This window comes from Streptomyces sp. NPDC017676, assembly GCF_044329325.1.
Taxonomy (GTDB): domain Bacteria; phylum Actinomycetota; class Actinomycetes; order Streptomycetales; family Streptomycetaceae; genus Streptomyces.
In genome coordinates this window covers 1-12,604 of the sequence record NZ_JBIRJA010000009.1, presented here as the reverse complement: position 1 = coordinate 12,604, position 12,604 = coordinate 1, and the positions used below count along the sequence as shown (strand labels likewise).

Here is a 12,604-nt window from a genome sequence, read left to right as displayed (position 1 = left end):
GCTCCGCCCTCTCAGTCCTCGTCCTCGATGACCTCGGCCTTGAGCTTGGCCGGGGGCGCGGTGCCGATCTGGGCGACGCCGTCGGTGTGGCGGCCCGTCTTGGCTCCGTCGACAGCTTCGAGCCCGCAGGTGTAGACGATGCAGTCCTTGTCCTGGTCGCTGGTGTTCAGGTGCACGTGGTAGGTGAAGGTGAGGGTGCGCCCGTCGTCGCTGACCGTGGCCTGGACGGGGGGCAGGTTGCCGCCCGTGGTCTGGTTCATGCGCTTGTACTGGGCGCCCACCGTGCCGTTCCAGCGGAATCCGGTGGGGGCGGTGAAGACGTGCTCGCGTTCGCCGGCGTCGACCGTCTCGCTCCAGTTCGGCGTGCGGACGCAGACGTTGACGGTGGTGCCGAGGCCGCCGGGAGCGTCCTCGACCCCGCCCTCCTGCCACACCACGAGGTCGAGTTTCTGGGCACGGCCCTGCTCGTAACCCCAGTCATAGCCGTTCGCGTACTGGTCCTGCTCCCCGCGCGAGCCGTCGCGCGGCGGGTCGGCGTACGGCTTTCCGGCGAGCGCATCGGCACGCCCCTGTTCCTCCCCCCGTTTGTAGGCTTCCTTCTTGGTCTGCACGTCGGTGCTCATCTCCGAGTCCTCCTGGGGCTGTGGTCGAAGCGTGCGACGGAAAGAGAGGCGTCCGGGTGCGGGTCGCCCGGGTCCGCAGGTGGCGGCCAGAGCTGGGCACCTTACGCGCGCGGTTCACCGAACGCGGTCGTCATGAGGGCTGCGCTCCGGAAGACGGAACGCGGTCCGCCGCCCGTGGCTTCGGGCGGGGCGTTCACGTGGGCATCGCGGCACGCACCGGACTTTCGTCCGGGTCCATCGTTAGCCCGCGCCGACCGGGGGTATGCCGTCGTTCCCCCGTTTGGAATGCCGAATCGATTCCGCATCACTTGTTCGAGTGCAGTCGAAGCATGAGACGGCGCACAGGAGCGGGGTGCAGCCCGTCAATTCGTGTCCTGCTCGATCGAGCCGACGGTATGTGCCGCCCCCCTCCCGTACGGATCACGTCGCCGTTCGCTTCTTCCGGCTCTCCCTCATGCGGGTGGCGGTCGCGGTGGCTGCTCCCTCGGTGCCCTTCCGCCCGGTATGCAGGGGAAGTGCCAACGACGGGACGGAAGGAGAAGGAGATGCGGGAGATGAGGCCGTGCACGTGGGAGGTGGCGGGCGTCATCGGGTCCAGGCCGCGCTCGTACCGGGTGGTGGCGGCATGACGGCCGGGACGGCGGCGCGGCAGCGTCCACCGGATGCGCCGGACGGAGGTGGCCTGCCGGGCACCGTGGCGGGCAACGGCACGGCCGGGTATTCCGGGGACGGCGGGCCCGCGCCGGACGGACAACTGGCCTTCCCCGCGGATGTGGCCGTGGGGGGCGGCGCGGTCTTCGTCGCCGACCACGCGAACCACCGGATCCGCCGGATCGACGGCACCGGCACCCTGACGACGATCGCCGGGGACGGATTGCGGGGGTTCACCGACGACGGCGTCGACGCGGTCAGCGCACACCTCGGCTTCCCGTCCGCGCTCGCGGTCGCCCCGGACGGGGCCCTGCTCGTCGCCGACGAGATGAACCACCGGATCCGCCGGATCGACCCCTCGGGTGTCATCGGCACCGTCGCCGGAGACGGCTCGCGCGGTCAGGGCGAGGACGACGGCGACGGCGGCCCGGCCGACCGCGCCCGGCTGAACGCCCCGTGCGCGGTGGCCGTCGACGCGCCCGGCCGACTGTACGTCGGGGAGGCGGGCACTCCCCGAGTGCGCAGGGTCGACGCAGACGGCGTCATCAGCACGGTCGTCGCGGCATCGGGGTGGTCCGGAGGTGCCGGTGCGGCCGACGCGGGCGAGGCGTTCCTGCCCGCCGGCTTGGCGGTCGACGGGGCCGGCCGGTTGTACATCGCCGACCCGGAGGGCCGGAGGGTACTGCTGCTCGACTCGGAGGGGGCCCTCCGGGTACTGGCGGGACCGTCGGACGGGGACCCCGGCGGCACGGCGGTCGACTGGGGCGCGCCCTGCGCGGTGGCGGTCGACGGCGAGGGCGTGCTCTACGTCGCCGACCAGACCGGACACCGGGTGTGGCGGTTGGCCGACGGAGCGGCCGGTGTCGTCGCGGGACAGCCGGGCCCGGCCACCTGCGGCACCACCGCATCCGGAGCCCCGGCCGACGCCGTCGTACACACCGCTCTGGGTTACCCGTGCGGTCTCGCCGTGGATCCGGCCGGTCGCCTGCTCGTGGCGGACAACTTCCACCACCGGATCGCGGCCGTGCCCCTGACCACCGCACCCTCCGAGGACACGGAGCCGGTGCGGGACGAGAAGCCGACGGCGGGCGGGGAACCGGAGCCGCAGCGGGAACCCGAGCGCGAACGGGAACCCGAGCCAGAACCTGAGAGGGAACGCGAGCCAGAACCCGAACGGAAACCGGAACCGGCCCGGGGAGCCGACAGCGTGCCGGCCGGTGACGACGGCCCCGCGCCCGCGCAGCCCGCCCGGCTGCTGGTCCGACAGGAGGTCGGCCTGGAGATCCGGCGCGGGCAGAGCGAGTTGATCCACGTACGGGTCTCCTCCACCGACCCCTGGATCCCGGGACGGGTGGAGCACCGCTTCACGGCTCCGACGGGATTCGTCTTCGACGGCCGCGTGACCTGCGCGTACTACCGGGCGGATCGCACGGTCATCCCTGGCGGGGGCGCGACGGGGACGGCCGGCGACGGCGGCCGGTCGTTGGTCGTCACGGACGAGCCCCGCCTGAACACTCCTGGTCATCCGGCGGCAGCCCTGGTGTACACGCTTGGCATCCGCGCCCTGGACGACGCCGAGCCGGGCCGGTACACCGACGGGCGGGCGTTGATCGCCGGCCAGCCGGAAGTGCGCCTCAAGGCGAGCGTTCTCGGAGACGACGAGGACTGACGACGACTGACGACCGACGAGGGCAAGCACGAGTTCCGAAGCCGCCCGTGGCGGACCACCCGCCGCAGGCGGCTCTTTGCGTTCTCAAACCCTGAATGCGGAGGTAATCGTTTCTGTGCTCCCAGGTCACCCGCACGATGGTGACGATTTGCAGATGGCTGGTGACCTTGGGTTAGCGTTCGAAACGTGTTCACGCCCGTCCTCCCGAGGTTCGGTCCGCAGGGCCCCTTCCCGCGTGCCCCGCTCGCCCAGCCGCTCGACCGCAAGTGGCTGCACTACGCGTTCCTGTCGCGGTGCGGGCAGCAGGCGCTCATCGCGAACCTCTCCGTCCTGGGCTCCTCCACCGGCTCGGTGTTCGCCGATCCGGGCGCCCCCGCCACCGGGCGTCGCAGCGGCACCGGCACGGTGGCCGAGGGACAGCACATGGCGATCCTGCTCCTCTACGGGGAGGGGCACGGCTGGAGCGCGACACAGTTCAACGCCGAGCAGCCCGAACTGCCCTGGTCGGCCTTCCGGTTGCCGCACCCGCACGGAGAGCCCGGCGCGTTCCGGGTGGCGGCCCGCTCGGCGGCCCCGGAAGTGGACGTACGACTGACCCGGACCAGCAGGCCGTGCACCTCGCAGTGCGCGCCCTTCGGCGACGACGAGCATTTGCGCTGGCAGTCGGAGCCCGGCGTCCTGGGCACCGGAACCCTGCGGCACGGCGACGGTACGGCCACGGAGACGGACCTGCTCGGCTACCACGAGCGGGTACGCGGCCGGTGGTCCTGGCCCACACTCGGCGGCTGGGTGTTCGGATTCGTCAACGACCCCTCGGGCCCGGTCGACAAGGCCCCGCCCTCGGCCGTCGTCTTCACCCTGATCCAGCCCGCCTGCCCCGCGGACGCGGCCAACGGGTCGGTGATGCTGTGGCGCGACGGGCGCATGATCCGTCACTTCCCGCGGCGCAATCTGCGGGTCGCGGTGAGCGGCAGTCTGGACCGCGACCGGGTGGCGATGGTGCCGCCGCTGGCGGGGCTGCTGGGCACCCCGCCGATGGCCGCGGTGCCCGGCCGGCTGCTGATCACCGCCCGGCTCGGCGACGATCGTCTCGTCCTCGACTTCCGCTCGCACACGGCGGGCCGGATCGCCAACCCCTCCGAGACCAGCCTGCACCCGTTCAGCGTGCACGAGACCCTCGGCCCGTGCACCGTGGAGGGCCGGGTCGGCGGACGCCGTATCGGCTTCCGCACCGGGGGCATCGTGGAGTTCGCCGGGGGTGCCCGTGACTGAGACCGTCCCCGCGTTCACCGGTGCCCGGCTGCTGGACGAGACCGTCGCCGCCCTGTCCGACCGGGCGCCGGCGATCCTCGCCGCCGCGGCCGACCACCTGCGCGGCATCCGGCTGGGCCTGCACTTCAACGACGGCAGCCACGCCACACTCACCGCACGGCACAGCCGCATCGTGGTGGACCGGGACCGCTGCCCGGACCCCGACGTCGAGGTCGCCTTCGACAACCGGGCCATGAACCTGCTGTTCGACCTCCAGCGCCCGCCCGTCGACCAGGTCCTGCCCGACAGCCTCGACGTCCGCGGCTCCCGCGACGACACCCTCGCCGTCTGGCGGGCGTTCACCCTGCTGTCCCAGCGCGCGGCCGGCCTGCGCAGCATGCAGGAACTGTGGGGGGCCTACCGCGAACAGGCCCCCCAGTTGTGGGGCAGCGCGGCACCCGCCGCCCGGGAACCGGCCGCCGACCCGGTCGACTGGACGGCACTGGACTTCCTCGCCCGGCGCTCCCCCGAGGACGCGCCCGCACCGCCCGCGCTGATCGGCGACACCACCGTCACCGCGCCGCGCCTGCTGTGGGACGGCCGCACCAGCACCGACTGGTCGCTGGAGGACACCGTCCGGGACGCGGACCTGCTGGAGACCATGCTCCGGTGCCGGGCCCGCACCAACGAGGAGATCGAACGGCTGCTGCCGGACCGCGAACCGCGCGCCGAGCTGTACGACCTCATGCGCTCCTACCCCGCCCGCCAGGGCAAGGGCCTGCGGCCCACCCTGACCATCGCCGCCTGTGCCGCTTTCGGCGGGCGCCCCGACGACGCCGTACGCGCCGCCGCCGCCCTCGAACTGTTCCACAACGGCTTCCTCGTCCACGACGACATCGCCGACGAGTCCACCCACCGGCGCGGTCTGCCGACCATGCACGAGGAGCACGGCCTGGGCCTGGCCGTCAACGTCGGCGACGGGATGAACCTGCTCGCCGTCGACGCCGTCCTGTCCAACCTGGAGACGCTCGGCCTCGTCCGCACCCTCGGCCTCATCCACGAGGCGGTGCACATGTGCAGGGAGTCCATCGAGGGGCAGGCCATGGAGCTGGGCTGGATCCGCCACGAGGTCGTCCCCGAGACCGACGACGCCTACTTCACCATGAGCACCAAGAAGACCGGCTGGTACACCTGCATCAGCCCGTGCCGCATCGGCGCCGTCTGCGCGGGGGTCACGGACCCTGCCGTGCTGAGCCGGTTCGACGAGGCGTTCCGCCTGATCGGCATCGCCTTCCAGATCCAGGACGACATCCTGAACCTGGTCGGCGAGGAGGCTCTCTACGGCAAGGAGCCCCTGGGCGACCTGCTCGAAGGCAAGCGCACGGTGATGCTGATCCACCTCTTCCGCAGCGCGTACGCCCACGAGCGCCCCCGCCTCTTCGACATCCTGCGGCAGCGCCGTACCGACAAGACCCAGCAGCACGCCGAAGAACTCCTCGCCGCCATGCGCCGGCACGGCTCCATCGAGTACGCCACCGACCTCGCCGACCGGCTCGCCGCCGAAGGCATCGCCCGCTTCGAACAAGACCTCCGGTTCATCCCCGAGAACGAAGGCAAAGCCGTCCTGCGGCAGGTCGCCCACTACGTCACCTCGAGGCCCCTGTGACCACCACCCCGCCCCCGCCGGCCGACCCCACCGCCGCCGGCCCGCTGACCCCCACCGACCACCGGGCCTTCGCCTTCCTCGGCCATGTCAACGGCAGCCTGCGCCAGTGCCTGTGCACCCTGGCCAGGCACGGCGTGGCGCTGCGCCGCGACACTCCCGAACGCGCCCGCCTCCTGCTCGACACCGTGCGGCCCTGGCCCCTGTACAAGGGCGGCCAGTTCCTCTTCGACCTGATGGAGTGGGAGGACCTCATGGTCGACGGCGACCCCCCGCCCCTGATGCCCACCGAGCGGATCGTCGCCGCCTGCACGCTCCCCGTGCAGCTGATCGCCGCCACGGCCACCGAGGAGGTACCGACGGTGACGAAGCTGGTTCCCGGCCAGCGCACGACCGCCGCCCTCGACCTCCCCCTGCGCCTGTTGGCCACCACCGCCCGCAGCACCCTCCTGGGCGCCGCGCAGGACATCACCGACCTGCTCGGACCGCGCGCCGTCCCCGACGACGGCGCGGGTTACGCCACCGACCCGGAACCCGTGGCAGACGACACCGTCACCGAACTTCCGCCGCTGGAAGCCGGTTTCTACCTCTACGAGGACATCGCCCTCGGAGCCCTGTCCGTCCTCGGCCCACTCCTGGCCGACCACGCACCGACCGACCCCGCGCCATCCGCCTAGCTCATGTCCCCTGTCCCCGAACCCGACGGGTCATGAGCGGGCCCGGCCCCCAAGCCCGCCACCGGCGGATCCGCTCACGCGGACGCACCCAACCACAGAAGGGATACGCATGGCCACGCAGACCCAGGCCCCCGTCCAGCCGGGTTCCGAGAACAAGCTCTACATCCTCCAGCAGGGCATCGTCGAGGACGCCCCGGGCGGAGTTCCCGCCCACCTCAGCTTCGGCATCCTCAGCACCGTTCCCGACCCGGTCAACCCCGGAGACATCACCTTCACCCTGAAAGCGCCCACCGGCTTCGTCTTCACCGGCTGGCTCTCCTGGGCCTACCACGACGTCAACACGCTCCAGGCGAAGGGAAACCTGGAAACCACCCAGGGCACCCTCGGTGACGGGGGCCGCACCCTGACCTTCACCCACAACCCGTACCTGTCCACCAACCAGGAGTGCATCGGCTACGGCGCCCAGGTGACCGCCGTCGACGGGGCCGCCCCGGGCCGCTACACCGACGGCCAGCTCAAGGTGGGCGCCGCCAACCCGATCAAGCTCAAGGGCCGCGTCCTCGACCCCGATGAGGACTGACTCCCCTCGACGAACCGGCCCGTCGGTGGCTTCGCCGGCTCGGCCCGGAGTCACCGACGGGTCACACGGAAGAGAAAGGCTGCAGGATGTACGGAGCAGGAAACCCTCTGCCGAGCCGTATCCGGCGCGCTGCCTCGTCGGTACCACGGCTGCGACGGGGGAAGCGGCGCACGTGGACACTGGGGGCGCTGGCAGCAGCGATGCTGCTGGCGTCGTCACTGCCCGCGAACGCCGCCACGGCGCAGGCCAAGCCCGCAGCGGCGGCGGCGCAGGCTACGACCGCACGGGACCCGGAGTGCATTCAGCCGGGAAACGCGTGGCTCAACCCCCGCTTCTACTGGCGCAACGTCTTCGGCACCCGGCTGGGCGAGGGCGTGATCAACGAGTCGTCGGTACCGAATCCGTTCGGCGGCCGGATCGCACCGGGATCGACATTCACGTTCAGGTGGCGCCCGGACACCACGCGCAATCCCGTGGGCTCGCAGTCCCACATCCACCGGGTCAATCTGGCCTCGGTCATGGCGGTGGCCGACGTGGTGTCGGTGACGGGACCGGGGAGCTTCTCCGGGACGACACTGAGCGCCCAGGAGACACCGCCGCACAAGCTGGGGGACACGGTGGTGAGGTTCCGGATCAGGCCCGGGACGGAGGGCCGGACGGCCACCCTCTCGTCGGCCGACCACAGCCTGACCACCAGGTGGCTGTTCGCCAACATCAACAATCTCTGGGAGAACACCGGAAGCATCTCCTTCACCGTCGCCAGCCGCGCCGGCCTCGGCTGCGACTCGTCCTCGATCCTCGGGTGACGGATCGATGAGGTGACGGATCGGCCGGTGTCCCCGCACACGCCGTCCGACGCCACCGGCTCGGAGCCGCCCACGACCGCGGTGATCGTGGGCGGCCGGACCCGTGCGGACCGCCGGCCGGGCACGGGCGACGCCTGATGGTCACCACTTGATGGCGTTCACCGTGCTGTTGTGGGCGTCGGCGGACCGGACGGTGAACTGGACGTTGGCGGCTCGGTCGTAGAAGGTCTGGCCGGGCTGCCAGCTGGCCATGTCCAGCGTGCCGCAGCCTGCCGGTGGCGCTGCGGCGTCGGGATTGGGCACCACCCGGATCGGTCCCTGGCCGTTCGTGACGGAGGTGTCGACCTTGTAGATGACGACACCCGAGGAGCAGGCCCCGGAGTCGTTGTGGGCCTTCCTGCGGGCCTCGGCGACGTAGGCGGTGGTGGCGCCGGTCCTGACCACCAGCAGCTTGGTGCCGCCTACGTACTCCACACCGTTCAAAGTGGCAGTGTTCTGGGTCCTGTTCTGCCACACGCACACGGTCTGGTCGTCCCCGGTCCAGCCGAACTTCCAGGAGAGCCAGCCGAAGTACTGCGGTGCGGCTCCGGCGACATGGCCCATCACGTCCCAGCCGCCGACGTACCGGTGCTGATCACCGCTGAAGGCGTACAGGTCCGGTGCTCCGAAGACGTGAGCGGTCTCGTGGGCGGCCACCTTGTGCCCCCAGTGCCACATGTCGGTGCCGAACGTCACCGCCCAACGAATCGTCGCGCCCTTGATGACGATCGGCTGGGTGGGCGTCCAATACCACGTGTGGGAGCCGCTGACCTGGGAGTGGGCGGTGGAGACGATGTAGAACAGGTCATACCTGCCCAGGTCGGCGCCAGCGTCGGCTGCTGCGCGCAGCGCGTCGGTCACGTACCGGGTGTGCTGCTGGTAGGTGGGACTGGAGGTGCCGTAGGCGTTGGAGGCCGACGGCATCCGGATCCAGCGGTTCACGACCGGCCGCATGCTCAGCCCGGTCTTGCCGTACGAGGCGTTCCACACCCAGTCGGCGGCCGGGGTCAGCAGGTTGTAGTAGTCCGCGACGTCGCCGGCGCCGGCCACGTCGGGGAAGTCCACGTAGACCACACCGACGTTCTTGACCCCCAGGGGATCCAGGAACTGGGTGTAGTCGGTGTTCTGGCCCTCGTTGACCGTGGTCCCCTGCCCCTGCAGCGCGCACGGCGAGGTGCTCCCGTTGACGGCGTGGGCACGTGGGGCGGGGACGGCGGTCGCGGTCAGGGCGAGCAGCACCGCGACGACCCACAGGACCAGTAAGGGGAGCGGGCGTCGCGTCCCGGGGAGTCGGAAGCGTGGGATGTTCCGGCCTTTCCCCGGCAACCGGGGCGCGTCATCCGGGCGGACGTCCGCCGGTGTCCCATCACGCAGTACTCGCGTTTCACTCATGCGACGACCATGGCGGCCACAACGAGACAGGCCGGGGTGATTGGGTCAAACTCATCCCATGGAGTGGGGTGGGGGGCGATCCGGCGCGTGACTGCCCAGACAACAAACAACACATGGGTCTCTGAAGCGCACCGTGTACCTGCCGGACTTCCCGCTGCCGGAGCTGCGCCGGCACCTTCGGTGGTTCGCGGAGAAGGAGCCGGACGGCCTCCTCTTCGTAGGCGAGAAGGGCGCCCCGTTCCGCCGCTCGACCTTCGGCCGCAAGTGGCGCAAGGCCAGGAAGCAGGTCGGCATGCCGGACAACTTCCGCTCCTACGACCTCCGGCACACCGGCAACACCCTCGCCGCCGACAACGGCGCCAAGCTGAAGGACCTCATGGTCCGCGCCGGCCAGTCCTCGGAGCGCGTCCAGCTGATCCACCAGCACTCGACGGCGAAGCACCAGCGCAAGCTGGCCCAGAGCATCGACGCCGAGGTCCGGCAGCAACTGAGCGAGTCGCTCGCCGACAAGCGCACAGCGCGCGAAGGATGAGGACGCACCCACGCGGGTCCTGCCGGCTACACGCAGGACCAGGTGCAACCTGTCCGGCTCACGGCACAGCACTTCCCGGGTGATGCCCACGGACTTCCTCGGGGTCCGTTGTCAGGAGCCACCCGATGTCGCCGTAAAACTGGCCTGGCAGTCTCCCGCCCAGCCGCCACCGCGTCGTCCCCGCCGCACTGCCCGCGACAACCAGTGGATCCCCTTACCCTGGAGGCGCCCCTGAACCACGACGTCCCGCTCGACCCCTCCAACCCCGGCTGGATCCCGGCGATCTGCTGGGTCGGCCCCCGCCACCTGGCCGGCGACGACGGTCGCCTCTACGACACCGTCGCCGACACCCTCACCGCTATGGGCTGGACGAGTCTGACGATGGTCCGCGGCCTGCGGGAGCCGGACGAGGCACCGGAGGACCGGCAGGTTGTGCGCAGCACCGTCCTGCACCTCAGCCCCGATACCCTGCGGTGGGCCCAGTGGGTCCTGGCGGACGAGCCGTTCCTGCTCGGGGATCTGCCGATCGCCTGGCACGTATCGGCCCGAGCGGACACGAGCAGTCCGCTCGCGGAGTGGTCGGCGTACTTCACCCCCGATGTCCCCGGGGAGGCCATCGCCGACTTCCTCGTCGCGCTCGACGCTCGCCGGCATCCCGCAACGCCGTGCGGTGGCACCGAGCTGGTCCTTGAGACCGTCACCGGGCACGCTGGCTCCTCGACATCGACCAGCCGCACACGGGGGCGATGGACGCGACCTTTACCACCCACCTCAGCTTTCAGCTCCGGCGTCCCCCACGACCTGGTCACCGCCTTCGCCCGCTCGGTCAGCTCCACCGCGCCAGTCCTGCGCCGGGTGCTCCCGGAGAGCACCCGGGACCGACTCCTGCGCGCTCCGGCCGTCTGACGGCCCAGCCCGATACGGGCGGATGAACCCGAGGGCCTGTGGACCGGGGCCGTTACGCGCCCGAACTACGACATGGCCCCCGGTCGCTTCCGCCCCGACCGGAATGGTGAAGCCCGGCATCCCATTGGGTGCCGGGCTTCACCATGCTCGGAAAGCGTGGACATCGCCGAGGCTGGCGCGGCAGCCGTCGGGACGTTGGACAACCGCGAGGCCGTGAGCCGGTCCGGGACCTCTGCTGGGCCAAGGGCGTTGAACGTTCCGCCGCTGCTCCCGCTCGGTCAGCCGAGGCGGAACAAGTAGAACTGCCCGCGGTGGGCGCCCGGTTCGAGGCCGGTGAGCCTTCGGCAGCGTGGAGTCCAGGAAGGCCGTCGTCGAGGGCTCCTTGCCCGTGGCCGGCGAGGCCGCCGAGGCGAACCCGGCCCTGGACCAAAGTCTGGATTCGATCAACGACGACTCCGACGGCGACGGCCGGCTGATCCGGCTCCGCACGGACGACGTGACGGCGAACGGCCTCCTCGGTGCCGACGAGTACGCCGAGTACATCGCGGAAGACTCGACTGTTCTCGGCGATCACTGGGCCCGCGGCCCGCGGCCGGGTGGGTGGCTCCTGTCCGTGGACGGGGCGAGCGCCGGGGGCCGCCCCGGCGCCGGTCGCGGCAGTGACGCCCTCGGGGAAAAGAGAGCCCGCTCCTCCCTCTTGGACGACCTCTACTGGATGAGGTCCGGCGCCAACGGCAGTCCGCGAACGGAAGCTAGGAGTGGTCCGCACCGTCCTCGATTTCCGTTGCTTGGCGAGGGCCGGCCCATCACGTGGCCCTGGACGCAGCCGCACCCGGCTTCGCGTGCGCGACTTCACACGAACCCGGCCCGCTTGTGGAGCGGATCACGCGAAATCGATCTCACGATGCGAGACAACCCGGGACCGCATGGCTCTCAACTGCCACGCAAGACCCCTCGGCCCCGCCCATTCGCCTCGACTTGGGGCGCGCGAAGGGCACGCCGCCCACGAATTGGACTAGACAACAAACAAACCCCAGGCCGCTGACCTGGGGTTTCTCTCTGGAGCGGGTGACGAGAATCGAACTCGCGCTCTCAGCTTGGGAAGCTGATGTTCTACCATTAAACTACACCCGCGTGATACGGACGGATCGGGCCCGAGGGTCCGGTGTCCGGATGCTTGCTCACTCTACATCATCGTCGGCCCCCGGTGTCCGGACCCCGGGGGTTGAGTCGGTTCCAGGGGGGTATCCGGCTGCGGGCGGCCGGAGTTGGGGCGTACCGTGGAGGGGTCCCGTGGGGCCGGAGTGCCGCCTGGAGAGTCGTCTCTTTGATCCCGTAATGTGCCTTTGTCGTCCGGGCAGCAACGCCGGACGAGGCTCTTGGGGAAGGGACTTGAGGGACTTGATGGAACGCACCGTCGTCCGATGCGCGGACGGGCACGTCTTCAGCACCGCTTCGTTCCCGATGCAGCAGGCCGAGCGGCTCGGCCCCGGCCGGCTCGTGCGGTGTCCGCGGTGTGCCCGGCTCCGCAGCGCGGTCCCCGTCGTCCTGCAGAAGAGGTGAGGGCGTCGGGAGAGGACCGGCTGTAGTCGGCGTGTGACAGCGGGCGCGGGGGGGGGGGGGGGGGGGGGGGGGGGGGGGGGGGGGGGGGGGTGCGGGGGGGGGGGGGGGGGGGGGGGGGGGGGGGGGCGGGGGGGGGGGGGGGGGGGGGGGGGGTGGGCGGGCGGGCCCCGGCAGCGGCATGCACACCGGCGGCTCCGACGGGGGCGTTCACAGCGGTGGAGCCGACGCCCGCGCTCACACCGGACGCCCCGG

Annotated in this window: 9 protein-coding genes, 1 tRNA gene and 2 pseudogenes; 9 read left to right on the top strand and 3 right to left on the bottom strand. The window is 71.3% G+C overall.

The genetic code is table 11. The features are described 5' to 3' along the window. Positions 1-11: 11 nt before the first annotated feature. Positions 12-623: a hypothetical protein gene (locus tag ACH4LD_RS20460; RefSeq protein ID WP_398054729.1), complete on the bottom strand. Its 612-nt coding sequence runs from the start codon at positions 621-623 to the stop codon at positions 12-14. Positions 624-1,248: 625 nt separating this feature from the next. Here ACH4LD_RS20460 and ACH4LD_RS20455 point away from each other — a divergent pair. The 6 genes from ACH4LD_RS20455 to ACH4LD_RS20430 all read left to right on the top strand — a co-directional run bounded on the left by ACH4LD_RS20455 (position 1,249) and on the right by ACH4LD_RS20430 (position 7,920). Further along, positions 1,249-2,943, top strand: a complete 1,695-nt coding sequence (locus ACH4LD_RS20455; RefSeq protein WP_398054728.1) for a serine/threonine protein kinase — start codon at positions 1,249-1,251, stop codon at positions 2,941-2,943. A gap of 186 nt (positions 2,944-3,129) precedes the next feature. Continuing rightward, positions 3,130-4,215 carry a hypothetical protein gene (locus tag ACH4LD_RS20450; protein ID WP_398054727.1) on the top strand — a complete coding sequence of 362 codons (1,086 nt, stop codon included), beginning with the start codon at positions 3,130-3,132 and terminating at the stop codon, positions 4,213-4,215. Continuing rightward, entirely contained in the window at positions 4,208-5,860 is a 1,653-nt protein-coding gene (locus ACH4LD_RS20445) for a polyprenyl synthetase family protein (RefSeq protein ID WP_398054726.1), read from the top strand. The genes ACH4LD_RS20450 and ACH4LD_RS20445 overlap by 8 nt, the downstream gene beginning before the upstream one ends. After that, on the top strand, positions 5,857-6,534 hold the full coding sequence (locus tag ACH4LD_RS20440) for a hypothetical protein (protein ID WP_132784700.1): 678 nt from the start codon (positions 5,857-5,859) through the stop codon (positions 6,532-6,534). The genes ACH4LD_RS20445 and ACH4LD_RS20440 overlap by 4 nt, the downstream gene beginning before the upstream one ends. A 109-nt stretch (positions 6,535-6,643) precedes the next feature. After that, on the top strand, positions 6,644-7,114 hold the full coding sequence (locus tag ACH4LD_RS20435; protein WP_031091902.1) for a hypothetical protein: 471 nt from the start codon (positions 6,644-6,646) through the stop codon (positions 7,112-7,114). Between the two features lie 200 nt (positions 7,115-7,314). Further along, positions 7,315-7,920: a hypothetical protein gene (locus tag ACH4LD_RS20430; protein WP_132784699.1), complete on the top strand. Its 606-nt coding sequence runs from the start codon at positions 7,315-7,317 to the stop codon at positions 7,918-7,920. 141 nt (positions 7,921-8,061) lie between these two features. Here the strand turns inward: ACH4LD_RS20430 and ACH4LD_RS20425 are convergent, their stop codons facing one another. Continuing rightward, positions 8,062-9,351, bottom strand: coding sequence for a peptidase M6 (locus ACH4LD_RS20425; protein WP_398054725.1), 1,290 nt, complete (start codon positions 9,349-9,351; stop codon positions 8,062-8,064). Positions 9,352-9,475: 124 nt separating this feature from the next. Between ACH4LD_RS20425 and ACH4LD_RS20420 the strand changes: the two are divergent. The 3 genes and pseudogenes from ACH4LD_RS20420 to ACH4LD_RS20410 form a co-directional block, all read left to right on the top strand. Further along, a pseudogene (locus ACH4LD_RS20420) lies at positions 9,476-9,883 on the top strand (tyrosine-type recombinase/integrase); the annotation flags it as partial. A 219-nt stretch (positions 9,884-10,102) separates the two neighbouring features. Continuing rightward, a pseudogene (locus ACH4LD_RS20415) lies at positions 10,103-10,789 on the top strand (DUF317 domain-containing protein). A gap of 349 nt (positions 10,790-11,138) precedes the next feature. Further along, positions 11,139-11,834 carry a hypothetical protein gene (locus tag ACH4LD_RS20410; RefSeq protein WP_398054724.1) on the top strand — a complete coding sequence of 232 codons (696 nt, stop codon included), beginning with the start codon at positions 11,139-11,141 and terminating at the stop codon, positions 11,832-11,834. Positions 11,835-11,849: 15 nt separating this feature from the next. Here ACH4LD_RS20410 and ACH4LD_RS20405 read toward each other — a convergent pair. After that, positions 11,850-11,923, bottom strand: a tRNA-Gly gene (locus ACH4LD_RS20405). Between the last annotated feature and the right edge of the window lie 681 nt (positions 11,924-12,604).

Excerpts from the sequence above, each read along its gene's own strand:
- ACH4LD_RS20460 (WP_398054729.1), bottom strand. The coding sequence starts at position 623 with ATGAGCACCGACGTGCAGACCAAGAAGGAAGCCTACAAACGGGGGGAG.
- ACH4LD_RS20455 (WP_398054728.1), top strand. The coding sequence starts at position 1,249 with ATGACGGCCGGGACGGCGGCGCGGCAGCGTCCACCGGATGCGCCGGAC.
- ACH4LD_RS20435 (WP_031091902.1), top strand. The coding sequence starts at position 6,644 with ATGGCCACGCAGACCCAGGCCCCCGTCCAGCCGGGTTCCGAGAACAAG.
- ACH4LD_RS20430 (WP_132784699.1), top strand. The coding sequence starts at position 7,315 with ATGCTGCTGGCGTCGTCACTGCCCGCGAACGCCGCCACGGCGCAGGCC.
- ACH4LD_RS20425 (WP_398054725.1), bottom strand. The coding sequence starts at position 9,351 with ATGAGTGAAACGCGAGTACTGCGTGATGGGACACCGGCGGACGTCCGC.